Below are 23908 nucleotides of genomic sequence, written 5' to 3'. Positions count from 1 at the left end.
TGCAGAGATGGTATAAAAACCTCGGGAAGGTTATGATGTTGAGCTGGAAGTACTACATTGTGATCTGGTCGCTATATTACCTAGTTGATATGATTTTGTAAATACCACAATGTGCTTATTCACGTCGCTTTATTTTATATAACATGGTGTAGTTAAGCATAAAAACACAATAAATCCAATAAAATAAGGTGAGGTGAGTGATGAAAAAGAATTTAATCAATACATTAAAAACTGAAATGTATTGTTATTGGCTACGTTGAGAATCAATGAAAGATCCCGTATTTCCGGAAATAGAGGTAATAGGCGTTGATTTTCCCGATGAGATTTTCAGTTTCCTGATATGGCGCATGTCGCCCCTCACTGAGTGACTCGGTATTTTCTCCGGCGTTCCAGGCCGAGACGACCAGATCGAGTTTGCCGTCGAATTTGTAATTGTATTTAGCTATCAGATAGCAGGTTAAAAGGATATTAATGGCGGGGTCAAACAGATCCATCGGCGCAAGGTTGTCAAGATTCTCTTTGGAGACATAACGAAACTGGGTTTCCGATTGCGCGAGTTCCTTGGCAGCTTCCATGCCGGTGGTCAACAGAATCTGGCCGAGGCCGAGGGCGTTTTTGTTAGAAACTGCCAGATGGTCGGCCCCTGACTCGGCAAGGATGAGTGCCCGGATGAAATCAGGACTGACTTTATGTTTGGGGAGGAAATAGGAGAAACCTGAAAAATAGCGAATGAGGTGATCATACTGGGCCAGCTTTTCTATGGCCTGCTGGCTGACCTGTTTATTTTTATATTTACGCAGTGCACCATACAGGCTGCTGTGGGCGTGCGTGCAACTCGCCAGAATAAAGACAATTGTCAAAAGAAGGTGGGGAATATGATGTCGCCTCTGTTTCATCTAGATGTGCAATAATTTATGGTGGGTATCAGCGTGGAGAAACTGGCTGATAGTCCGGTAAAGAAGGAACGGATCGCCGCTGCCGGTCAGTTCGCGGATGGAATGCATGGCCAGGGTTGGTGCTCCGATATCTATGGTTTTTATTCCCAGACGGGCAGCGGTGATGGGACCGATCGTACTGCCGCAGGGCAAATCGCTGCGCATGACAAATTCCTGTGGGGTAATGTCGATCTCCCCGCAGATATCCTTGTAAATGGCGGCACTGAGGCTGGATGTTGCATAGCGTTGATTGGCGTTTATTTTGATGACCGGGCCCTTATTGAGATGAATGTCATGGTGCGGATCCATTTTGTCCATGAAATTGGGATGGGCAGCATGGGCATTATCCATGGAAACAAGAAAGGAATTACTGAGGGCTCTCCGTCTGGATTCGGCGTCGTCGGCCAGCCGATCCAATACCGAATCGATAAACGATCCATGGGCACCTGTTGCAGAAGTGGATCCATTTTCTTCGTGGTTGGCGCAGAATAGCAACGTGTTTTTCGTTCTGTCGGCATGTCCAAGCGCCATTATGCCGACGTGGCAGCTGAGTAGATTATCCAGTCGTGCCGAACTGATGAACTCATTATCTATGCCGAGATAGCCCGGTCCCTGAAAATCATAGCAAAAGAGATCAAATGCCAGAAGTTTTCCAAATTTGACCCTCGGATGCTGGAGCTGCAGTTGCCCGCGAAGCAGTGCGTGTAATTCGGGGAGTTGCTGGTCGAGCGCCTGGGCAATGATCGGCGGCAGGTGTTTCTGCTTGTCAATGCTGGTGCCGGAATTTGCTTCTCTGTTGAAGTGGATGGCTATGCTGGGGATGGTAAGCAGGGCCCGATTAAAATTGACCAGCAGTACAGCAAGTTTCTGGTCATCTGTTGTACAGACGACTCGACCGGCAAGACAGAGGTCCCGATCGAACCATGATCCAAGCAGAGGCCCTCCGTAAACTTCGACGCCAAGCTGATGGTACGTGCCGGTCTTAACGTCAGGCCGTGGCTTAATCTGCAGACATGGGCTGTCGGTGTGAGCGGCGAGCATCCTGAATCCGTGCACCACCTCTTCGTTACTGCCGAGAGTAAACGCAATGGTCGCACTGTTTTCTCTGGTTACATAATAGGAATGACCTTGCTGCAGGTTCCATTTATTATTTTCCTGTAACTGCACAAAACCGTGTGAACGAAGAAAATCTTCCATGCCGGCCGTTGCATGATACGGCGTAGGGGAAGAAGTGAGAAACGAAAACAGACTTTTGTTGTATTGCGCCTGGTCCATGATTTTTCTTAGTTAATTGTATTTTTCCTGAAGATCATATAATGCATCAAGATATTGTGCTTTGAACTGGAGGCGTTTGCCGCCGTTTTCCATTTCTTCTATCAGCGCGAAAATTGCCGGCCGCAGATCAACTCCGTGGCCGCTGTTACCGGCGATGTTGGCCCGGTCAAGAGTCATGATCGCATAATAGCTGATGACCATTCTTGTCGTGGAATCGCGGCGAAACAAATACAGTCGCCCGCCCATGGTGTTAAGAAAAAAAACGGCATAATCTGTCATAACCTGCGCAGGGATGGCGAGTGCATATTCTTTTTTCAGATATTCCGGATGGGCGGTGAGTGCATAAAAAGCGCGTGCCAGCTGTTCAATAGAACCGGACTCCGCCGCGAGTATTTTCTTGCTGACGATAAGGTTTTTCTTCCCCAGGATACGGTAAAGATGTGCCGTATTATTTAACAAGGTGTAGAGATTATCTGTTTCCCGGATCACAGTCGGAGGGTGGTCGGCGAGCTTTTGGATAAGACTGGAAAAATACACTTTACTCGGCTCTTTCAACTCAAGATCCTGTATGTAAGGCTGCTGATCGAGCCGTGCGTAAAAGGCGTTAATTGTGTCGACTAGCTGCTGGTTCTGTTCAGGGGTGGCGGATTCGGTATCATCTCGGACGAGTAGAGAATTTTCAGCTGCCAAGCCGGTAGAAGTTCCGGCAGCTCCCGCTGCTTGACTGTTGATTTGATCTTCGTCTGCTGAGGTGGGCAGATCCTGCGTCGGTTGTGCGGCCTCCTGAACCATTTGCCCCTGCTGGTCCTGCATGCTGCGATCCTGCGTTGGCCAGTCTTTCTGCGGTAACAGTTGTTCATCTGCCACTCCGGTAGATTTGACCAGAGAAGTCGCGGGCCTTTTCTGCAGGTAATAATAAAGGCCAATGGATAAAATCGCTAAAACAGTAATAGTGATGAACAGAAGGGAATTGGATTTTTTCCCTGTCCGTGGTTGGAGTGAGCTCCTGCCATCTTTTTGAACCATAGGTGATGCACTCTTGTTAAAGGAGGGAAGCAGTGATCTGGTATAAAATAAGGAAAAGATACCCCAAACCCTTGGCAAAGTCACGGAAGAAGAGTTTGGTCTGCGGCAAAACGGGTATCGTCACTACAGAAGCTGTATTGCCTGTGCGTTTGCCGTGTCATTGCAGGCCTGTCGTTTTTAATGCTTGACTGATATCGTTGAACACACTATTTTGGGATGTCAAATTTATACACCGAATGAAATTTAAGTAAATAATATAATAGATTAAGGCGACGAGATTTTGGTTACTACTATTAATTTAATTTGGAGGAACGTTAATGGCTATTTCTGTTGTTGGACATGCAAATCCTGATACCGATTCAGTAACTTCTGCGATTGCACTTGCTACTCTGCTCAACGCTCAAGGGATGGAAGCAAAAGCCTGTATGCAAATTGGGGCTGCTGATCTCAATCCTGAGTCAAAAACCGTTTTAAAACGCTTCGGTCTCGCAGCTCCTGAGCAGCTGATGGATGCCGCCGGTAAAAAGATTGCCCTGGTTGACTTCAGTGATCTCGCCCAGGGGCCTGCAAATTTAGCTTCAGCCGAATTGGTTGCCATTGTAGATCATCACAAAATCGGTGATGTAACAACGAATAATCCGATTCTTTTTCGTGCAGAGCCTGTCGGGTGTACCGGTACTGTATTGAACAAGATGTTTAAAGAAGCGGGAGTGGCTATTCCTAAAGATGTTGCTGGTGGAATGCTGGCTGCTATCCTGAGCGATACTGTCAACTTCAAATCCCCGACCTGCACGGAAGATGATAAAGCTGCCGTAAAGGATCTGAAAAGTGTTGCCGGCGTGACGGATACTGAAGAGCTGTTCATGGAAATGTTAAAGGCCAAGTCGGCAGTCGACGGGGTGCCTGCTAAAGATTTGCTGTTCCGTGATTACAAAGACTTCGATATGAAGGGGCAAAAAGTTGGTGTTGGTCAGCTTGAACTTGCCACTCTTGACCAGGTTGCCAATGTTCGCCAGGCCCTTGTCGAAGCCATGGAAGCAGTTAAAAAAGACGGACGTCACTCTGTCCTGCTGATGCTTACTGATGTTGTCAAAGAGGGAACTGAGCTGGTTGTTCTCTCTGATGACCCGGCCCTGATTGAAAAAGCGTTTGACGGAAAACTCTCTGGAAATTCCATGTGGATTCCCGGCATGATGAGCCGTAAAAAGCAGACGGTTCCGAACCTGCAGAAAGCTTTCGGTTGTTAATTCCGACGGTCAGAGTACACGTTCAACTTTCGGGCTTTTACCGGAAAAGATGAAAAAGGGCAGCTGCATATCAATGTAGCTGCCCTTTTTCTTGTTTGATATACTTGATAACCGGGCCCAGCACAGCAGGCCAAACGGATGTGTATCTGCTGCGCGCACCTTGAATTCTGCGATAGCCGGCTGCTTACTTGCGGCTGGTTTTGATGCCTGCCTTAATCTCCTGCACGATCATCCCGACACTATCTTCTGCAATGATCGGGGTGACCATCAGAAAAAATGACTGATATTTCTTGCCTGGCTGATTATTGCCTGTGGTCTCGGTTTTCTGTCTGGCTATTCGGTCTAAGCATGTTTGTCGTTTTGCTTGCAGTCTGGCCTTGGTTTGTGACAATACCGTGCCTGTGCCTTGCGTCTGTTCGCCCAGCTGGCTCAGCTGCTGATCAATGGACCTGAGTTCGTTGCACGGCTGCTCCAGCGGGTCCGGGCCTGCAATCGACCAGTTGCCTTCGCCATACCTGGTGATATCCAGTCTGCCAATATATTTTCCCCGGCTGCCGCTTTGGACCACAAGAGAATGCTGCGAGCTGCGTGGTTGAATGGCTGCCCCTTTCTTGTCGGCCGTAACAATGATGTCTACCTGGGCGAAATCTCTCTGCAGTTCGTCATTTTCCTCCTTGCTTAGACTGGAAAGAACGACAAGCATGGTGCATTTATCTAATGCGGCTACCTCATCGCGCAGCGTTTTTCGCCAGTCGACGATAACAAAATTATCACTGCTGTCTGCTTTTCCACCTGTTAAACCGATTATGCCAAGAGAGCCATTGGGAATATTTTTTATAATATGTGGGACAACCAGTCGATTGTTGTTTTTATCAAAGACATTTGCCGCAACGAAAGGCAGGCCTTTGGCGGGGGGCTGCTGGAAAAAGGCGGCTCCCGCTGAGAGATCAACGGTACTCAGGGCGACTGCGTCATATGCCATCGCCTTATAGGCTTTGACGATACCGCGGGCGGTAATAAGAGCCGGCGCATTGTCTGCTCTGTCTGGAACGGACAGCTCTTTTTGAAAAAGAAGATTGCCGGCATCGACAACGATTATCGGCTGCAATGTTTCCGTACGTATTTTTTGAAGTAATTGTGCTTTGCCGGACAGACCGCCCAGCCGATTCGATTTTCAGCCGCCACAGGGCTCATATTCCCCCGAAACATTGCTCGAGTAGAGCAGGGTGTATGACATCGGCGCAAGAGATTTGGCTGTTTGGCTGAAAGCAACAGCGGTAAGTGAAAGACACGTCAAGAGCGACAACTGGAACATAAAAAACGATTTCATGGGGGATCTCATTTGTTGGATACGGGGTAATTAGCTGCCCTTTCTTCTGGCAGTGCTAAGCAGACGGGGTGTACTCGATATGAACCAGGAACTCTCTATTGCCGTTCGGTCCGAGCAGGGGAGAAGGGACGACCCCTCGATTTCTCATACCGGTTTGATGGACGAAAGCATCAATTTTGTCGATTGCTTTCTGGTGCAGTGAAGGTTCGTTCACCACCCCTCGAGGGCCGATATCCTCACGGGGAAGCTCAAATTGGGGTTTTATCAGGGCAAGTATTGTAATCTTCTCGGTGGAGAGGCGAGTGATGGGGGGCAGCATGGTTGTCAGGGAAATAAAGGAAACGTCCATAACAGCCAGTTGGACCTGATCCTGCTGTATATCTTCCGGGGTGATGTTTCTTGCATTGAACCGTTCGAGTACAACAACCCTGGGGTCCTGCCTGATTTTCCACGCCAGCTGTCCATAAGCCACATCCACGGCGTGTACTTTCCGGGCTCCGTGTTGCAAAAGGCAATCAGTAAAGCCGCCGGTCGAGGCACCTATATCCAGGCAGAGCTGACCGGCGGCAGTGATTCCGAAATGTACTAAAGCCTTCTCAAGCTTCAGACCTCCCCGCGAAACATATCGACATTTTTCTTTCAAACGGATTTCGATATCAACAGGCAGTAACAGCCCTGGTTTATCAGCTGTCCGCTCCTCGATGTATACTTCTCCGGCGTAGATGATTGCCCGGGCCATTTTGATGGTCGGGGCAAGTTTTTTCCTGACGAGCAATTGATCTAGACGATCCTTAACAGCCACCTTTCTGCCTTGCTAGAGTTTGCCAAGTCTTTCCTGGGCGGTGGCAGCTTCAGGAGAGGAACCATGTTTTTTGATAAGTTTTTTATAAATGACTTTGGCGGTATCCTTATCGGCAAGTTTTTCAAACGCCATACCCTGCTTCAGCATCGCCTCAGGCGATCTGGCATTATCTGAATGCTGGGATATGATATTTTGATACTGCATAATTGCCTTATCGTATTCTTTTTGGTTGAAGAGCGACTCGCCCATCATAAACCGGGCATCGACACTTTTGCTGTCGGAGGAATTGGCAGCCACCTGTTCAAATAATGGCAATGCCTCCTTGTATTTTCCGCCTTCATACAGTCTTTGCGCCTTGGCATAATTGTCTGACGACTGATCCGGGCCTGCAGGTTTTTGCTGGCTGGCGACAGGAGCCTGCTTTACTGCCGGGGTCTCTGTTTGGGCTGATTCAGTGGGCTGCGCCGCGGGCTGAACTACTTTTTCGGTTGCCTGGGCTTTTATTTTAGCCGGTGGCGGAGTTTCTGCCGCACCGCTCAACTTGACTTTTTTCTGGTCCAGGCGGATATGGCTGGGGGAAATGGATGACTGCATCTCAGAACTGGCGGATTTGGAACGAGTTTTCGCCAACTGCGCGGCCAGAGCGGCCTCTTTGGCTTTACGCTCGGCCTCCATAATACGAGCCTGCTGGATGGCTTTGACGCTTTCCTGCTGTACCCGCAACTTTTCGTTCAGAGCCTCGGTGAGTTTTGCTTCTTTCTCACGTTGGGCTTCCTCGAATTGCTTCATGGCCTCGTCTCGTTTGGCCGCTTCAGTCTCGGCAACACTGGAAATTGTTGCCTCGAGTTCTTTGTTCTGTTCCTTGAGTCTCTGGTTTAAATGGTATGTTTCCTCAAGCTGACTTTTCAGCTGCGCAATATCCTGCTCAAGCTGATCCATCTGCCCTGAAGCGGCAGCCTGACGTTGTTGAAGCTGGCCGACAGTTGTGGCCTTGACATCTTCGATCTTTTTATTGACGATACGCAGTTGGTACCGTAATTCGTTAAGATCGGTCTGTGAGGCACATTGCACGAGGAAAGGGGCAATTGAGACGAGAAGGAAAAAATTAAATACGGGTTTTTTCATAATATAATGTATTGGATATAATTTTTTTCTGATTGTCTTACCTTGACCACTGGGGATACCCCTGGCTGCCGGGAAGAGTGAAAAGTCTTCTTTGGAATGAACCATTTTTCATTATACCGTATATCAGCTTCTTATTGCCATCACGTTTTGTAAATATAATCTGGTTTCCGTCAGGCGACCATGAGGGCGATTCATGATACGTGGCATCAGTTGTGAGTTGAACCGGTGGATCGTTCCTCAATGGATTGAGCGTAAAGAGCTGGTATACCCCGTCTCTCAGGCTCGAATAAACAACGAGGTCTTCAACAGGGGACCAGGATGGTTCTGCATTTTCCGAGCCTTCAAAAGTAAGTCTGGCAACTTTTCTGGTGCGCATGTCCATGAGATAGAGATTTGGTTTGCCGCTGCGGTCGGAGACAAAGACCAGATGATTGCCATCAGGCGAAAAGGTCGGAGAAACATTGATACCGGCTCTGTCGGTAAGCTGTTCGATGATCTCCCCACCAGCATCAAGCAGGTAAAGATCCGGGCTGCCTCCCTTGGAAAGAGTGAGCACCATGGTACGACCGTCTGGTGCCCAGGCTGGCGCCATGTTCAGTCCCTTGCGCCGGGAGAGCACCTTGGTGGTTTTATTTTGTCGTAAGTCAGTTATGTATAAATTCTGATTGCCGGTATGATAGGAGGTATACGTTAAATTGCTTCCACCGGGAACAAACCGGGGGGAGACTGTCAGGTGCTTATGACGGGTGACCTGTCGGAAATTCGTGCCTAATATATCGGTCAGGTAGACCTCTTTGGCATGTCTATCGCCACTGATAAAAGCAATTCTGCTCGTTGCTATCCCGGGTTTGCCGGTAAGCGTCTCAATGACACTGTCGCAAAACTTAAAGAGCATCTGCTCTTTTTGCTGCGGGGAGCCGGAAAAACTTTTGCCCATGATTACCTCATTAGCGGCGACATCCAGCAGGCGCATTTCCAGTGAAATGTTGCCGGCGGCAATTTCATACTGACCGAGGATAGAATAATCAGCTCCCAGCTTTTTCCAATCGGCGTCCTGGTTGCCGGCGTATTGTGTGCTGGGAACCAAGGAGATAATACCATGAAAAACCAAAGCCCGGCCAAGAATGTCGGCCAGTTCCCGGCCTGGGACCTGGCTTTGCTGGTTGAGCCCCTTGTTCTGGAAATAGGGGATGGCCATATTAATTTTTCTGGTCTCTGACGCGGTAATATCAAGGTATACGCGGTCAGCCCCGATGGCATTCTGGCATAAACAAAGCAGAATGAAGGGGAAAAGGACATATCGTAGTGTAGTGATTTTCATTGGATATCGGATCCTCTCGTAATGTATTTTGAGCTTATTGTATACTGCCCGGCTTGAACCGCAAACCAACTTCAAAACGTTGCTTCTTTAAAGCGGGCGGAATCGGTGGCAGTGGAGCTGCATCTTCAATGGTTTTACTGACAAACTGATCAAAAATCCGGTTGCCTGATTTATTTTCAAAATGCATGTCGGCGACTGTGCCGTCAAGGTTAATTGTAATTACGACAATAGCAGTTAGATTTGGATCTTTCTGCAGATATTCAGGTGGCGTCCAGAACTGATGCAATCGATTAAAGACCGACGCCAGATATTGGCTCTCAAGAAGATTTGAACTGCCGTTGGAGGCAGCGGATGCACTTGAGGTCTGGCTGCCGGATGCAGCTGATGCTGCTGTCGAAGATGTGGTCGCCAGGGCGCTGTCGAGCTGCTGTGACGCCTGGAGAATCTTTCGTTCATCATCTAAAGCTTCCTGCGCCAATCTGGCTTTTTCCGCCAGAAGTTCTTCTTCCTGGAGTGCATCTGCCAGTTTTTGTCTTTGCTGGCGTTGTTTTCGATCTAATTCCTGCTTCCGTGCGATCTCTTGCTTTCGCTCAAGTTCTTTCTTACGTTCAAGTTCCTGTTTGCGTTCGAGCGCCTGCTTACGTTCAAGATCCTGCTTCCGTTCAAGGTCCTGCTTGCGTTCGAGTGCCTGCTTTCGTTCAAGGTCCTGCTTGCGGGCCAGATCTTCAAGCTCCTTGTTTTCCTGAACTATTTTCTTTTTGATGGGTTTGAGCGAAATAGCTTTTGGCGGAGCCTGTTCCACTGGTTTTGGCGTCTCGGCAATCGGCGCAACCTTGTTTGGCTTGACCGGCGGGATAACCGCGGGAGGAGGCGGCGCTGCCTCCTGGATTTTAGCCGGGCGAGACGGCGCTGCTTTTGGCATCTTTGCCGCAGGACGCGGCGCGGCTTTCTGCGCCTTGGCTGCAGCCTGCGGTCCATTGTTCGGCTCGGCTACGTTGATAACACTGATCGTGTAAACGTCGGCGAATTTCGGCTTGGCCTTAAAGATTCCCGGTAAATATAGAGCCCCGAGAAAAACCAGCACGTGAATGCCGATGGCCACATTCAGTGGGAGTTTCCAATCCTTTGACTGCATGGTGTGTGTGCGATAAGCCTGGTCCACTCTGTTACTCTTTCTCCGGTGGTTCGGTAATCATTCCGATTTTATCAAAACCAACCGATTTTATGTCTGCCATAAGGGTGACAACACTGCCATAAAGTGCGTTCTTGTCAGCCCTGACATAGATCGGCTGCTTCTTGTTTGATTCATATTTTTTTTGCAGCTCCTGAATCAAAAGGGCGCGGACAAGAGGAATTTTATTAATACTGAAATCTCCTTCTTTGGTGAGGGTAATCACCACCGGGTTTTCTTCCTGACGAAGGGATTTTGCAGTTGTTTCAGGGAGATCAACGTCAACTCCCTGAGTCATCATTGGCGCAGTTACCATAAATATTATCAATAATACCAACATGACATCGACCAGCGGGGTCACATTGATATCCGATACCAGTCTTTTCCTGCCGTTACTTTTAGTCGGGCCCATTTTATACTCTACTCATCAGATCCCGTTCTACGAGATTGAGAAAATCATTTGTAAAATCAGAAACTTCAGCGTCAACTTCGTCCAGCTTGTTCGAGAAGAAGTTATAGAAGATAACTGCTGGGATTGCAACCGCGAGACCCGCTGCCGTGGCGACCAGTGCTTCTGAAATTCCTGGGGCAACTACTGCCAGAGAAGCTGAGCCCCTCTGGCCTATATCGTGAAAGGAGGCCATAATTCCCCAAACGGTGCCGAACAGGCCTATAAAAGGCGTTGCACTGCCGGTTGTGGCAAGGAAAGGGAGGCTGCTGCCGATCTGGTTGACTTTCTGTGTAGCTGCTTTGCGCACCGCCCGTTTGAGATTATCCATGGTGGCCAGCTGCATATCGAGGGTTTCTGCCCTTCGATTTTCGTCTTTTCGGTTACGAATTTTATTTATTTTTTCGAGTTCACCGAAACCGGCAATAAAAACCTCTGCCTGGGGAGCGTATTCATAATCCGAAGCGGCAGCATATGCCTCGCTCAGGTTGGAGGAGTTCCAGAACGACTCAATAAAGTCCTCTGAATCAAGGCGGACTTTTTTAAATAATCGCGCCTTCATTACTACAATTGTCCAGGATATAATCGAGAAAATGAGCAAGGTAAGCATTACCAGCTGGCCGATTGGGCCAGCATGAAAAATCATGGCAGTAATTGATAGTTGCACGGATGAGTCCTTAATGAGAAAAATGTGGGAAGAATAAGACGAGCTTGTTGATACTGTGATTTTGGTTGACGATGTCGCAAAAAGAACCCAGAGGCTCGGATCAAATGCTTGCTCTACGCCTCAGTATACCTTCCGTGGGCGTAGAGCAAGCATTTGATCCGACCGGATCTCGGGTTCACTCTGACTTGTTATAAATATGTCATGGATATCTTATATCCGTGAAAAATAAATTTTCATAGAGTTTGAATTTTTAAAAAAAAGTATCTTACCTATTTTTGTTAAAAATTCAATAGATCAATTGCGGGAAGAGTATTTATCCGGCAGGAGCAGCCTTGCGTCAGAAAGAGAGAAAACCTATGCATTGGCGGTAACCATGGCACAGGCAAAATCTACCTGCACAGCAGTTTTATCGCCCACCTTCAAGGAGCCTTTGAAAAAACTGACGGCAGCTAGGGTTTCCTTCAGCTGTACCTTGATTCGAACAATATCTCCCGGCAGAACATTTCTCTTAAACTTGGCATTGCTGATACGAGTCAATACTGGGACGGATGCACTACGACGATCCTCCGATATGGCCGCCGCATTGGCTTGCTGCATTTTGCCGAAGAGCAAGGCTCCACTCTGGAAAATAGCTTCGCAGAGCAGTACGCCGGGCATGATGGGGTTGCCCGGATAATGGCCGATAAAAACATCCAGATCGGTTGGAATCGTTTTTTCCGTTATAATTGTGTTGTCTGCAAAAGAGATAATTTTATCTACCCACAGAAATGGTGGTCGATGGGGGATAAGGCGGGTAATTTCGGCACAGACATCCATAGTCATAAGCCACCATTAACTTCCAGGACGGTACCCGTTATATAAGCCGCCTGACGGCCAGCAAGAAACAAGACGGCATCGGCGACTTCCTCCGGGGTGCCGAAACGACGCATCGGCACCATTTTCTTATATGCCGTCAGCTGCTCCTTGTCGAGATCCTTAATAAAATCGGTGGCTATAAAGCCGGGGGACACGCAATTGACGGTAATCTTTTTTTTCGCCACTTCCTGAGCCAGGGTTCGGGTCAAGGCGACCTGTCCCGCTTTGGAGGCGGCATAGTTGGCCTGCCCGGGAAATCCGAGGTGGGCGACCGGCGAGGTAATATTGATGATGCGACCGTATTTGTTTTGCATCATAAGCAGCACTGCCTGTTTCGCCATGAAGTAGGTCCCGGTCAGATTGATATCAATAACCTGCTGCCATTGTTCGGTCTGCATCAACGCGAGCATTGCATCTCTACGAATCCCTGCGTTGTTGACCAGAATATCCAGGCTAGGGTATTTTTCTTCTACCATGGCAAAAAGGGACTTTACCTCCGCTTCTCGGGCGATATCGCATTGCTGTAGTTCGAGTCGGGTTGAATACTGGTCATATTCACTGGCAAAGGATGCAGCAGCTTCCGTATTCCCGGCATATATCCCGATCACATTTGCCCCGGCTTCAAGCAGTTTGCCGGCAATGGCCTTGCCTATGCCTCTTGTTGCCCCACTGACCACGGCGGTCCGACCACTGAAATTTTCCATGTCTACTCCTCTGTCATCCTTTCTGTCAACAGTCATGACTTGAGAAAAACATCTACATCGTTGGCGACGATAACGCCGTAGTTGATTGCTCCGAGCCAGCCGGACATAATTATTCCCACCGAGCCAACATGAAACAGTCCGGCCACCTCTTTGGAAATTGATCGGGAGATATCCAGTCCCTCAAACTTGGTGCCAAAGGATGTTCCCCGGGTATGCAGGGTATAGCTGTTGAAAGTTCTCGGAGTAGCAGCCTCCGACCAGTCTATTTTGGTACTGACACCCGGCAGGTATTTTTCCAGATCGGTTATGGATCGTGCGATAAGAGACTGTTTTTCCATCTGATAAGTCTCTTCATCAAGATGTGCCCAGTCGTCGTAGCGGCTGTTCATTGAAGCGACGACGGTGTACTGGTCGGATCCCGGCCTGGTTTTCGGGTAGTAAATTGAAAATGTTTTCGACTTGGTCTTCATATCGAGCAGTTCTTCCGAGTCGAATTCCGGCGATTTGGAGGTAAACAGGAGATCACCGACATCATCTATTTTTTCACCCTGACGAATACCGAGATACACCTGGCAGCTAGAGGTGTTGACTCGAATCTTCTCAGCTTTTTCGTAGAATTCGTCTGAATAGAGATCACGGTCGGTGAGGTTTTGTATGGTATTTGTTATGCCGCTATTGGATACAACCGCTTTGGCGGTAATTGTTTTGCCATGGACAGAGACCCCCCGGACCCTGCCTTGTTCAGTGATAACTTTGTCAACCTTGGCCCGGGCACAGATGGTCACGCCATTTTTTTCCAGTTCATCCGTCATCATGCCGATCAGCTTGTCGGTACCACCTTCAAAGGTGAAAACCCCTTTATTCATGAAGTTCGAAAAAACGATACCGTAGGTAATCGCCGGGTCATCAAGGGTGGAGCCGTTGGCGTAGGTGATCGGCTCCATCAGTAACCGGTGCACATCGCTTCTTCCCGGGAAAAAGCGTTCAAATAATTCTCTGGTCGTCATCGTCTGGTCATCATAAAAATTCATTTTTGCGACGGTGGCAAAGAATTTGTCGATAACTTCTCCGGAAATCCTGAAATGGGTTTTAAGCAGCTTGGTGAAATCTATTTTGTCGAAGGTTGTGCGCAAAGAAAACTGTGGATTATCAAAGACGATATGAGGCAGCTGGACAATAGACTGCATAATCTCCTTGTTCCAGTATTTTTTGCAGGTTTTTACCATGCCATAGGGGAAGCCGTGCAGGGAGATATCGAAAATATGCCCCCGGCGCTTAAACCAGGTGGACAGTCCCCCTAATCGATGATGGTGCTCGAGAATCAGGACTTTATGACCGCAATAGGCGAGGCGGTTGGCCGTGGTGAGTCCGCCAAGGCCGGAACCTATGACAACGACATCGTAGGAATTGTCTAATTGGGAAAATGAAACAGGCATAAAATAGCGTGATGGAAAAAGAGAATAATTTAATTACATTTTAGTAACCGGATGATTGCGTGCAAAACGAAATGAAGACCTGCAAGGCTGCCTCCGCACTCCACCCAAAAAAGGTATCGGGGGTTGCAGCGAGGAAACAATTTTACAACACCATCACAACCTGGGCAGTATATGCCGATTGACAATTGATACACCACTGAGCATAGAACCGATGATGCCAAGAAAGCCCTGGTCGGTACCGGCGAGAAAAAGATTGGAAAAGCCGATGTTGCCGTCTTTGGTCTTGGTCGGGTTGCCATATATGGCCCCCCCGATCTTTGCCGTGTAACGTTCTATGGTAACAGGAGTAAACGAGTTTTCATAGACAATATTTGGGGTAAAGCTGCCGATTATATTTTCGATACGCTGGCTGGATTGGCGGGCTGCGATTTTTTTTTGTTTTTTGTAGAGGGCAGGGTCTTCGGCCAGTGCTTTCCACCGGGCGTAATCGGCTAAATGGGTCGAGCGGATTTCTCGTCTGTCAGTTGCTGGCATCCCTTCGAAATTACCAGGGAAACAGATGACACCACTTGAAAAGTCGATAAAATCCTGGGGGATTTTGTAGGAAAACCGCTCCGCATCATTATAGAAAATTATCGTTTTATTTTTGGCAAGATGATGGGCAGACTGCTCAGGAATTTGAAATATGGTCTCAAAGAAACCGAGGCGTGGATGATGATCGGCAGGTCTGTCTTCAAGGCCCGATTTTTTTTCGAGCAGCTGGAAGGTCTCGTCGTGACCTATGGTGGAGAGGATATGGTCACAGTCGATACGCTCTCCGGTGGTTAGGATTACCCCGGTTGCCTTCTTGTTCTGGTGGAGAATTCTGTCCACACCGCAGCTTGTTCGCAGACTTCCGCCAAGGAGCTGGTAATGGTCAACCAAGAGATCGAGAAACTCCTTGATGGTACCTTCTGGACGAAACATTCCTTCCTGATAAATCGCGCGAAACATTATGGCGAATTGCGAGAGATCCATATCATCCTGCACGCTTGAACCATAATACATCAGCGGACAGAGAATCATATCCACAAGGAGCGGGTCCTGCAGCAGATCGAGAAGAAAATTCTTTGCTGAATGAAAAGGTGCGTCAGCAAATGGGTCGAAGTCTGTAAGGAACGCGAGCAAATGTTGAAATTTATCTATGGCCTGCGGAAAATTCGCGCCGATTTCTGATTGGAAGAGGGCAAAATCATTGGAAAACTTCAACGAAGTTTGGTTCCGGAATATGACTTCACTCTGTAACTGCTGGCAGAAGCTGAACTTTTTTCTGGGTAATTTTAATTGGCGCAGCAACCTGTTTAAAGGTGCTTTCTTCTCGGTCGGGTCGGCGTAGTTGGTGATGGCATGAAGGCCTGTCTCGTAAAGAATACCGTTTCGATAAAAATAGGAGTTGAGTCCACCAAGTCGAACATGTTTTTCCAGGAGAAGGACATCGGAATTGAATCGTGCTACGCGGATGGCGGCAGCCAGACCTGATAGACCACCACCAATAACCAGAAGGGGAACTCTCACAGCATTATGCGTCTTTTAGAAGCGGTTCCAGATAGGTGGCACAACTGTTCAGGCTGGCGAGCTGGGGGTAATCTTCTTCGGGGATCTGCAGTTTATGTCTTTTTCTGAGTTCCATGACTATATCGAGAAAGTCCATTGAGTCGAGGTCCAGCTGGTCGCGGAGTGGTTGGTCTGCATCCAGACTGGCGAAATCCGCCTCGTCATCTATATCTTCAATAATTTCCAGTATCAAATCTTTAATTTCATCACTTGTCATGTATTTCTCCAGCTTCGACGTGTGGGTATAAACGGTTCAATTATTATGATTCTCTGTGAGGAATGAGAGTATGTAGTATATCAATGGCAAAACACTTCCTATAACATACCTGTGCTTTCTTGTTTATAATTATTTTCACAACACATGGAAAAAATCTGCCAAAATCAGTTCGCGTTGTATTTTTTTACAATCACGGTGGAGTTAATGCCCACCATGCCGAAAGAGTTGTTCAGTATGGTGTCTATAGATTTGGCCTGCACGGCTTCGTTGATCACCAGGTTGTTGAGTACACATTCAGGATCAAGATTTTCTATATTGATAGTCGGATGAACTATACCGTCATCGAACGCCGGCAGGTTGCCGGCCAACTCCAGCACGCCGGCTGCGCCCATCGCGTGACCAATGATGCTTTTGGTGTTGTTTATGTAGGTGTTCGGGCAGTCGGTAAAAACTTCCCGAATGGCTTTACACTCTTCAATATCGCCCTGTTTTGTTCCTGTTGCATGGCTGTTGATGATGCTGATATCTTCGGGTTTCAGGGCTGCTCTCTGCAAGGCAAGGCGCATACATTCTGCTTGTCGCTTGCCATAGGGCAGGACAAAATCCCTGGCATCGGAGTTCATGGCATAGCCGACAATTTCGCCATAAATATGTGCCTTTCGCGCCAGGGCCTGTTCAAGATATTCCAGGGTGTACACACAGGCTCCTTCGGAGATAACTATGCCGTTTCTGTCTCTATCGAACGGCCTGGACGCAAGTCGTGGATCCTTTGCTTCCGCCAGGGCCCCCTGTGCTTTAAAACTGGCAAAAATTCCGAAGGAGCCAACTGATTCGGAGATGCCGCCGGCTATGGCCATATCGATTTCGCCCAGCCGCATCATCTGCACTGCCTGAATAAGCGAGGCATTGCCGGCTGCACAGGCTGCGCCGATCACGTAGTGTGGACCGGTAATACCGAGGTTCATGGTAATTTCACCGGCAGGATTGTTCAAAACCGTCCGCGGGTTATGATGATGCGTCCAGTAATCCGTATTGTGACCGTATTGGCTGATATTGTAAACTTCATTTTCGGTCTCTACAGTACCATGTTCGGTCAGACCGATATAGACCCCGATTTTGGCGGGGTCGTAACTGGCGATATCGAGATTGCCGTTCTTTAATGCTTCGTTGGCACAGTATACCCCCAGGCAGCCGGCACGGGTGCCTTTTTTGTTTTCTTTCTTTTTCCGATACAGCGTTTCAGGGAAGGAACATATGCCGGCCGGGGCCTTGCCAAAATATCTCAGCTCGATCTCCTGGATTTCACTGACACCGTTGATTAATTTTTCTCTGAATTGGTGAAGGTTGTTGCCATTCGGCGCGGCAAGACCTATTCCAGTGATAACTATTCTTCTGTTTTGCATGGTAGATGATGTCTGCTGGGAAGTATGAAATTGTATATAGTCGGCGGATAACGATGGCAACGTCCAAACCTTCTATCGCGATAAAAGGCCCAAACTCTAGAATAATTGGCCTGAAAATTCAACAACAATAGTAAGTATGGTAATTCATAGAGCAATGGCAAGCTGTCATGATGCACCGGGGATTACGCTCTGTACATACGTTTGTGATGGAGATGGTGACAGAGAAGCTCAACAATGCCGCAATTTTCTTTCCTCGTCCATTTTTATTGGTTACACTGGAATTTGAAGTGTATTTATAATAAACTTTATGCTTATCCGAAAGTTTTCCGATTATCGACTCTTTTTAAATCGATTACATTTTTCAAGATCCTCTCCATTATGAGTGTTGTCTGATGAGAATTAAAGGTGCTCACCGCCCCGAAGTCCTGGAAAATATCAAACAGAACATCGCCGCTGCTGAAAAAGAGCGACGAGAGCTCCGGTTAACCTACAATTTCAACGAATTTTTAAAAGGGAACGTCCAGGTCCTTAAAAATGATGAATTTTATGCCGAGCTTGAAATATATGTTCTTGGTCATCCCATTGAAAATAAAGAGAAGTTGATTAAACTTCTCGTCCGACTTGGGGAAGGTGCTGTTTCTGATTCGGTCCCCGTCAGGGAGAGGGCGCTGGCATTACTGTCGTCTTCTACCCAGTTGTATCTTGACCAGAATCAGGCTGAAATTATTTTTGTGCTGGTTGATGGAATATGCCAGTGGTTGAGATTCGAGACCCAATTTCTTCCCGGCTTGTCTGTTTTGAACAAGAGACTGGAGGATGTACTGGTCTGGTTTCTCAATAATTCATACTGGATGGAAGCAGAAGAGGTCTTTGTCCTTCTCTATCGCATCCAATGCGGCAGCCTGAAGAAAAGCAAGGCAATTCAGAGTATTGTCAGTAAAACTCTCCATAATCTGAAGAAAAAGGACATCGTTGAAAGATTGACGGAAGGATATCTTCTTGAAAATAAGCAGCAGTATCTCTTTCAGAATATACTGAATTCGATTGGTCACAAAGCAGCTATATATCTCCTGAACAGGGTCATTCACAGTCATAACCGGGCCGAAAGAATTGTTTTGCTGAATCTCCTCCCGACATTTGGCAGTACGGTTATTCCTATTCTTGAAGATTGTCTGAAAAAATCACCGCCCTGGGCAGTCATACGCAACGTTATCTATATCGTTTCTGAAATTGGCAAGGATAAATATTACTGGCTGGTGGAGAAATATTTTGCCCATTCCGACGAGCGTGTACAGCACGAAATGATCTGTTGTGTCCTGAAATTAGGGGGCCAGATGATGACTCCGAGGTTGCTTGAGGGACTTGAGGTTGTCCAGGACCGGTTGAAAACGCATATTCTTCGCCTGCTAGTCGAGCAGTCAGGGAGCGATGAAAGGGTTAAAACTGCGCTGCTCGGATTTGCTGAACAGCGAACAAAAGATCTTTACCCGGCGAGCCACGAACTTTTGTTTGCCGTTGTAGCCGCCCTGAAGAAATTCCCGTGCCGGGAAAGCATTCTCCAGCTCGAGAAAATGCAGGACGAATACACCGGTAAAGCGGGTACGGATCAGCTTTTACTGCACATCGGCGAAGCATTGAAGGTTCTTCAACCGAAGATGCGTCATAACCTCCAGAATATAGATAACTTTCCGGATGATGTCTGTTTTGATAACGATCAGGTTCAACAGCTGCGTGCCTTTAAGAAGGTAAAAGAAACGGAGGATGAGATACAGGCTCTTGTCCATGCGGGTGATGTACAACAGGCGGGTCGGCTGGTGTACAATCAAGCCGTCGCGGCGGCAAGAACGAAGGATTTTTCTGCGGCTGCCTTGCTGAGAGACAGGTTTTTGGAAATCAACCCGATGGCGCTGGAAGAAGCAGTCCAGTTGGGAGAACTTATTGAAGAACAAAAAAATAGTTCTATTACCAGCCATCATCTGCAGATCTGGAGCGAGCTTTATGAAGAAATGACCACCGAGGAATTCAATGCGCTGTATTATGCCCTGCACCAGGAAAATTATCACAAAGGTGATATCATTGTGCAAATCGGCGAAACCGACACGAATCTGTATTTCCTCAACTCCGGATATATAAGTCTTAGTGCTGTTATTGGCGGAAAAGAGACCTTTCTAAAAAGAATGCAGCCAAGTAATATCCTCGGGGCGGAGCAGTTTTTTTCCCCTTCCATATGGACGGTTACCCTCAAGGCCTTGAGTGAAATTCAGGTCCATGTTCTCGATTTTGCTAAATTTAATCAGATTGCCGAACAGTTTCCGGAACTTGAAGATAAACTGCAGAAATATTGTCGAAAAAATACCCAGGTGCCGGAATTGTTGAAAATGTCTGGCGATGACCGCAGGGAATATCCCCGATACCCTGTGGTTCTCCCGACAAGAAGTATTTTGCTGGACCCCTATGGCTACAAAGGAAAACGTGAATTTAAAGGGGAACTCCTGGATTTTTCCAGGCAGGGACTGGCGTTTACCGTAAAAATATCCAACTGGAAGAACGCCAGACTGCTTCTTGGCAGGCATATTGTCACAACCATAATTACCAGAGACGAGGAACTGCCCCAGCAAAATGGGGTTATTGTCGGTGTCAAACTGCATGAACCGACAATGCTCGATTTTTCCATCCATATTAAACTCACCCAAAAAATGGATGAAACAACTTATAAAAAGTTAATGGCCTCTGCGAAGCGGGATTAACACTACACACGCAGGGTTTTGTGTCACCTCCATTTTTTAATAATAAAATTCTGGTTCGCGGACTGGCTATCTCGCCGCCAATTGTTCTCGCACCTATGGTAGGTATCTCTCACTCGGCATTTCGCAGCCTCGTTCAGGCTGAGGGAGGGGTGGGGTTATTGTTTACGGAAATGCTGGCAGCAAAAAGGCTGCCTCATGATAATCCATTTTGCTCGCCCCTGTTGATCAGGGATGCATCGGAAAAACCTCTTTTTTACCAGATAATCGCGGCAAGTGAGGCGGACATCGCGCCCGCAGTGGATAAATTGCACTTACTTGGCGCTGACGGTATCGATCTCAACCTTGGCTGCCCTGCACCAATGCAGAAAAGGCAAGGTGCAGGGGCGGTTCTTGCCGGCAATCAGGCGGTGCTCCGCAAGGTGCTGCGCCGGCTGAGAAAAAGTACGGAGTTACCAGTCAGTGTGAAAATTCGCCTGGGGCAGAGTCTTGATGTCGATTCCCTGCGATCTTTTGGTCTCTTTCTTGAGGCAGAAGGAGTAGACATGATTACAATTCATGCGAGGCTGCATGGAGAAAAATTCTGCCGCAAACCTCGATGGGAGCAGATAGGAGCCGTAAAAGATGCTCTTTCGGTGCCTGTTCTGGCCAATGGGGGGATTTTTACCGCAGGTGATGCAAAAAGATGCCTTGAACTCTCCCATGCGGACGGGGTGATGATAGGCCGGGGTGCTGTGGAGAGACCCTGGTTGTGTGCTGACATTGCCAGTGAAGTGTATGGTATTGACAGCACTGCCGAAAAACGAGAGAGTCAGGATATTTACGCCCACTTTATTGCATTGCTCGAGCAGCGGTTCGCCCCGGAAAGGCGTCTGGGAAGGTTGAAACAGTTTACGCGTTATTTTGCTGCTTCGTTTCCGTTCGGCCATCACTTTGCTGCATCCATCCAGAATAGTGACAGTATTGCTGAGGCACGCCACCGAGCGGCTGTTTTTTTTGATCGATCGACATGAGAAAAGAAGCATAATTGTTGCTCGCCATGCTTTTTTTGATTCCTTCCTGTTGAGATGGCAGGGGGCAAAAGACATATACCTAATTTCTACCTTACCAAGGAGCATGAGATGATAGATCTGATAAAAAAGGCAATCTTAACAGGGGTCGGCATTGCTGCATTGACCAAGGACAAAGTGGAAGATCTGGCGAAAGAATTAATCGATAAAGGGAAGATTTCTGAGCAGGAGGGGGAGAAATTAGTGCAGGAAATGCTCAACCGGGCGGAGGAATCTCGTGAATCCCTGAAAAGCCAGACTGAGAGCCTGGTTAAAAGCACTATAGCTAAGATGCATCTGGTGCAGATTGAGGATTTTGAGCAATTGAAAGCCGAGGTGGAGCAGTTGCGGGCGGAGATTGCCGCTCTGCCGAAAGTTGATAAAAAAGCAAAGCAGTAGAAAGGATTGCCTGCCGGCTATTGGTGCCTTGCTCCCTGAAGTCACGATGCACTTGCATCCCTCAAAGGGGGGTTGAAAAGAGCACCTGACAAGGGGGGATTGCAAAGACTCCCGGCGTAAGTCCCTTTTACCGGGATGTTGGGAAAAGTTTTTTGCGGAGCATGGTGGTCAAGATATTCATCTCGCTGAGCTTGAGGAGATGGAGGACAAGGCAGTACAGGAGCGTAGCCGATGTGATGAGCACGCAGAGGGCCGCGCCCTGGCCGAGGACGGAACCGTGCAGCCACCGTGCAAAACAGGGCATGGCAAACCAGAGCAAGCCGGTGAGAACGGCGGTGGCCGCCAGTATCTTGACCAGACTTTTACCGAGGTATACGAGAGATAATCCGTTCAGGTTTTTGTGCAGCACGATCATGAGAAAGATAAAGTTGATCAGCATCGTGCAGGAGGTTGAGAATGCAATCGCAAGATGCTGAAAGTGGTCGATTGTCAGCTTGATAATAATGACGTTGAAGATAATTGCCATAAAGCTGGCAATGACCGGATAACGGGTCTTGTCGAGAGCGTAGAAAGCAGGCACCAGGACTTTGTTGGCTGAGTAGGCAAACAGGCCGATGGAATACAGGGCCAGGGTCTGGGCGGTGGCCAGGGTGTCTGCCGCGGTGAAGGCGCCATGCTCAAAAATCAACCGGATAATTGGTTCGGCAAGGACGATAAGCCCGGCGGTAGCGGGGAGAGTTAAGGCGAAAACCATGGTGAGGGAAGACACCATGGTTTTTTTCATCTCCGGGATATCTTTTTTCGCTGCCTGACGGGCCAGTAAAGGCAAGGTAGCAATCGATAAGGCCACTCCGAACACACCAATGGGCAATTGCACAAGTCTGAAGGCGTAATATAGCCAGGAAACCGAGCCTTCAGCGCAGGAAGAGGCAAAGTTGGTGTTGATGAATATATTGATCTGGGTGGCGGAAAGGCCGATGGTTGCCGGTATCATTAACTTGAGAATGCGATGCAGGCCGGGGTCGGTAATATCGAAGATCGGTCTGTATCGAAAGCCGGTCTTAAACAGTGTGGGCAGCTGGATGCCAAGCTGCAGCAGTCCGCCGATGAGTGTGCCGACCGCCATGCCCACTATCGCCGGCTGGCCGAAATGAGGCAGGATGAATGCCAGTCCGGTGCCGCCGATCACCGAACCGAGATTAAAGAAACTGGATGCTATTGCCGGAACAAAAAAACGACCTTTGGTGTTTAAAACCCCCATAACCACTGCAGAAAGAGAGATAACCACAAGAAAAGGCAGCATTATCCGGGTGAGTTGGATGGTGAGAGCAGTTTTGCCGGCGATGAGACTGAAATCCGGTGCCAGCAAAGAGACCAGCGGGCCGGCAAAAACTATGCCAAGCAGGGTGATTGCACTGAGGACAACGAGGATAAAGTTGAGAACGTTGGATGCTAAGCGCCAGGTGTCCTCCTGGCTGCGATTGGTATCGTAAGCGGAGAATACTGTCACAAATGCGGCCGACAGCGCGCCTTCACCAAAAAGATCTCTCAATAAGTTAGGTATCCGGAAGGCGACAACGAATGCATCGTAGGTGTATCCGGCGCCAAAAAGCCCGGCGAAGACCTGTTCCCTGACCAGGCCGAGGACGCGACTGCACATTACCGCGATGCCGACAGTGGCCGCCGATTTGGCTATGGTGTTTTTGCTGGGTGTCTGCAACTGAAAAGTATCCGGGGAAATTATTTCTAAGGCACTCACCCGTTAACGGAAAATAAGCCGGGTTTCATTCAATGCCCCTGTTGGCACACTTATTCGTACTCTTGTAAAGGGGTGATGATGCATCTAAAGTGTTCATGTTAAACATACGTTTGATTCCACTGTTGTTTCATGACGGTGGATCAGCTGTACGGGACGAAAATGGTAATTCGCGCGGGCAGAATACCCCGCTTATAGAAAATATGCCACAAAATCATTATATTGATTTGAATCAGCTGCCGCGATAGAATTATTTTTTTTGAAACACTTTGCCCTCGCTGTTCTCTCTTGACTTTGTCTTTTGAAATTGAATATATGAGTACAGTCTTTCGTACGTAATACAGGCCAGCGGAGTCCAGCGCGAGTTGAGTGAGCTGTTGTTATTTCAATATTGCATTGATAAAT

Annotated in this window: 22 protein-coding genes; 4 read left to right on the top strand and 18 right to left on the bottom strand. The window is 48.1% G+C overall.

The annotated features are described in order from the left end of the window. Window positions 1-263 precede the first annotated feature (263 nt). The 3 genes from FCL47_RS06045 to FCL47_RS06035 are packed head-to-tail and all read right to left on the bottom strand — an operon-like array spanning window position 264 to window position 3236. Window positions 264-896: a lytic transglycosylase domain-containing protein gene (locus FCL47_RS06045; RefSeq protein WP_136812568.1), complete on the bottom strand. Its 633-nt coding sequence runs from the start codon at window positions 894-896 to the stop codon at window positions 264-266. Further along, window positions 897-2210, bottom strand: coding sequence for a M18 family aminopeptidase (locus FCL47_RS06040; RefSeq protein WP_136812567.1), 1314 nt, complete (start codon window positions 2208-2210; stop codon window positions 897-899). It abuts the gene before it with no gap. A gap of 12 nt (window positions 2211-2222) precedes the next feature. Continuing rightward, entirely contained in the window at window positions 2223-3236 is a 1014-nt protein-coding gene (locus tag FCL47_RS06035) for a hypothetical protein (protein ID WP_136812566.1), read from the bottom strand. A gap of 317 nt (window positions 3237-3553) precedes the next feature. Between FCL47_RS06035 and FCL47_RS06030 the strand changes: the two genes are divergently transcribed. Beyond that, a complete protein-coding gene (locus FCL47_RS06030) occupies window positions 3554-4483 on the top strand; it encodes a manganese-dependent inorganic pyrophosphatase (RefSeq protein WP_136812565.1) in 930 nt (309 codons plus the stop codon). Window positions 4484-4667: 184 nt separating this feature from the next. Here FCL47_RS06030 and FCL47_RS06025 read toward each other — a convergent pair whose 3' ends face one another. The 14 genes from FCL47_RS06025 to FCL47_RS05965 form a co-directional block, all read right to left on the bottom strand. Further along, on the bottom strand, window positions 4668-5591 hold the full coding sequence (locus FCL47_RS06025) for a hypothetical protein (protein WP_136812564.1): 924 nt from the start codon (window positions 5589-5591) through the stop codon (window positions 4668-4670). A 66-nt stretch (window positions 5592-5657) separates the two neighbouring features. Further along, complete coding sequence (locus tag FCL47_RS24335; RefSeq protein ID WP_153306352.1) at window positions 5658-5813, bottom strand: hypothetical protein; 156 nt, start codon at window positions 5811-5813, stop codon at window positions 5658-5660. A gap of 55 nt (window positions 5814-5868) precedes the next feature. Continuing rightward, window positions 5869-6615, bottom strand: coding sequence for a TlyA family RNA methyltransferase (locus tag FCL47_RS06020; RefSeq protein WP_136812563.1), 747 nt, complete (start codon window positions 6613-6615; stop codon window positions 5869-5871). A 12-nt stretch (window positions 6616-6627) separates the two neighbouring features. Next, complete coding sequence (locus tag FCL47_RS06015) at window positions 6628-7740, bottom strand: tetratricopeptide repeat protein (RefSeq protein ID WP_167496384.1); 1113 nt, start codon at window positions 7738-7740, stop codon at window positions 6628-6630. Between the two features lie 37 nt (window positions 7741-7777). After that, a complete protein-coding gene (tolB, locus tag FCL47_RS06010) occupies window positions 7778-9061 on the bottom strand; it encodes a Tol-Pal system beta propeller repeat protein TolB (protein ID WP_136812561.1) in 1284 nt (427 codons plus the stop codon). 34 nt (window positions 9062-9095) lie between these two features. Beyond that, window positions 9096-10196, bottom strand: coding sequence for a cell envelope integrity protein TolA (gene tolA, locus FCL47_RS06005; RefSeq protein WP_136812560.1), 1101 nt, complete (start codon window positions 10194-10196; stop codon window positions 9096-9098). A 31-nt stretch (window positions 10197-10227) separates the two neighbouring features. After that, window positions 10228-10644, bottom strand: coding sequence for a protein TolR (tolR, locus tag FCL47_RS06000; protein ID WP_136812559.1), 417 nt, complete (start codon window positions 10642-10644; stop codon window positions 10228-10230). Window position 10645: 1 nt separating this feature from the next. Continuing rightward, window positions 10646-11347 (bottom strand): protein TolQ, encoded by a 702-nt coding sequence (gene tolQ, locus FCL47_RS05995; protein ID WP_136812558.1) that lies wholly within the window; start codon window positions 11345-11347, stop codon window positions 10646-10648. Between the two features lie 354 nt (window positions 11348-11701). Beyond that, window positions 11702-12169 (bottom strand): beta-hydroxyacyl-ACP dehydratase, encoded by a 468-nt coding sequence (locus FCL47_RS05990; protein WP_240744155.1) that lies wholly within the window; start codon window positions 12167-12169, stop codon window positions 11702-11704. Beyond that, the gene (gene fabG, locus FCL47_RS05985) at window positions 12166-12906 is read right to left on the bottom strand and encodes a 3-oxoacyl-ACP reductase FabG (RefSeq protein ID WP_136812557.1); all 741 of its coding nucleotides are present in this window, start codon (window positions 12904-12906) and stop codon (window positions 12166-12168) included. Before fabG ends, FCL47_RS05990 begins: the two co-directional genes overlap by 4 nt. Window positions 12907-12938: 32 nt before the next feature. Continuing rightward, a complete protein-coding gene (locus FCL47_RS05980) occupies window positions 12939-14342 on the bottom strand; it encodes an NAD(P)/FAD-dependent oxidoreductase (RefSeq protein ID WP_136812556.1) in 1404 nt (467 codons plus the stop codon). A 153-nt stretch (window positions 14343-14495) separates the two neighbouring features. Then, a complete protein-coding gene (locus FCL47_RS05975; protein ID WP_136812555.1) occupies window positions 14496-15896 on the bottom strand; it encodes an NAD(P)/FAD-dependent oxidoreductase in 1401 nt (466 codons plus the stop codon). A gap of 4 nt (window positions 15897-15900) precedes the next feature. Then, window positions 15901-16152 carry an acyl carrier protein gene (locus FCL47_RS05970; protein ID WP_136812554.1) on the bottom strand — a complete coding sequence of 84 codons (252 nt, stop codon included), beginning with the start codon at window positions 16150-16152 and terminating at the stop codon, window positions 15901-15903. A gap of 164 nt (window positions 16153-16316) precedes the next feature. Beyond that, window positions 16317-17555 (bottom strand): beta-ketoacyl synthase, encoded by a 1239-nt coding sequence (locus FCL47_RS05965; protein ID WP_136812553.1) that lies wholly within the window; start codon window positions 17553-17555, stop codon window positions 16317-16319. Between the two features lie 392 nt (window positions 17556-17947). On the opposite strand from FCL47_RS05965, the gene FCL47_RS05960 reads away from it, so the two are divergent. The 3 genes from FCL47_RS05960 to FCL47_RS05950 all read left to right on the top strand — a co-directional run bounded on the left by FCL47_RS05960 (window position 17948) and on the right by FCL47_RS05950 (window position 21747). Next, window positions 17948-20302 carry a Crp/Fnr family transcriptional regulator gene (locus FCL47_RS05960; protein WP_136812552.1) on the top strand — a complete coding sequence of 785 codons (2355 nt, stop codon included), beginning with the start codon at window positions 17948-17950 and terminating at the stop codon, window positions 20300-20302. Window positions 20303-20322: 20 nt separating this feature from the next. Continuing rightward, a complete protein-coding gene (locus FCL47_RS05955; RefSeq protein WP_240744154.1) occupies window positions 20323-21312 on the top strand; it encodes a tRNA-dihydrouridine synthase in 990 nt (329 codons plus the stop codon). Between the two features lie 108 nt (window positions 21313-21420). Further along, window positions 21421-21747 carry a phasin family protein gene (locus tag FCL47_RS05950; protein WP_136812551.1) on the top strand — a complete coding sequence of 109 codons (327 nt, stop codon included), beginning with the start codon at window positions 21421-21423 and terminating at the stop codon, window positions 21745-21747. A 127-nt stretch (window positions 21748-21874) separates the two neighbouring features. Here FCL47_RS05950 and murJ read toward each other — a convergent pair whose 3' ends face one another. Continuing rightward, window positions 21875-23467, bottom strand: coding sequence for a murein biosynthesis integral membrane protein MurJ (gene murJ, locus FCL47_RS05945; protein WP_240744153.1), 1593 nt, complete (start codon window positions 23465-23467; stop codon window positions 21875-21877). Window positions 23468-23908 lie beyond the last annotated feature (441 nt).

The sequence above is a fragment of the Desulfopila sp. IMCC35006 genome, assembly GCF_005116645.1.
In the GTDB taxonomy this organism is placed as follows: Bacteria; Desulfobacterota; Desulfobulbia; order Desulfobulbales; family Desulfocapsaceae; genus Desulforhopalus_A.
Note: the sequence above shows the minus strand (reverse complement) of the source record. Positions and strands in the feature narration are given on the sequence as shown.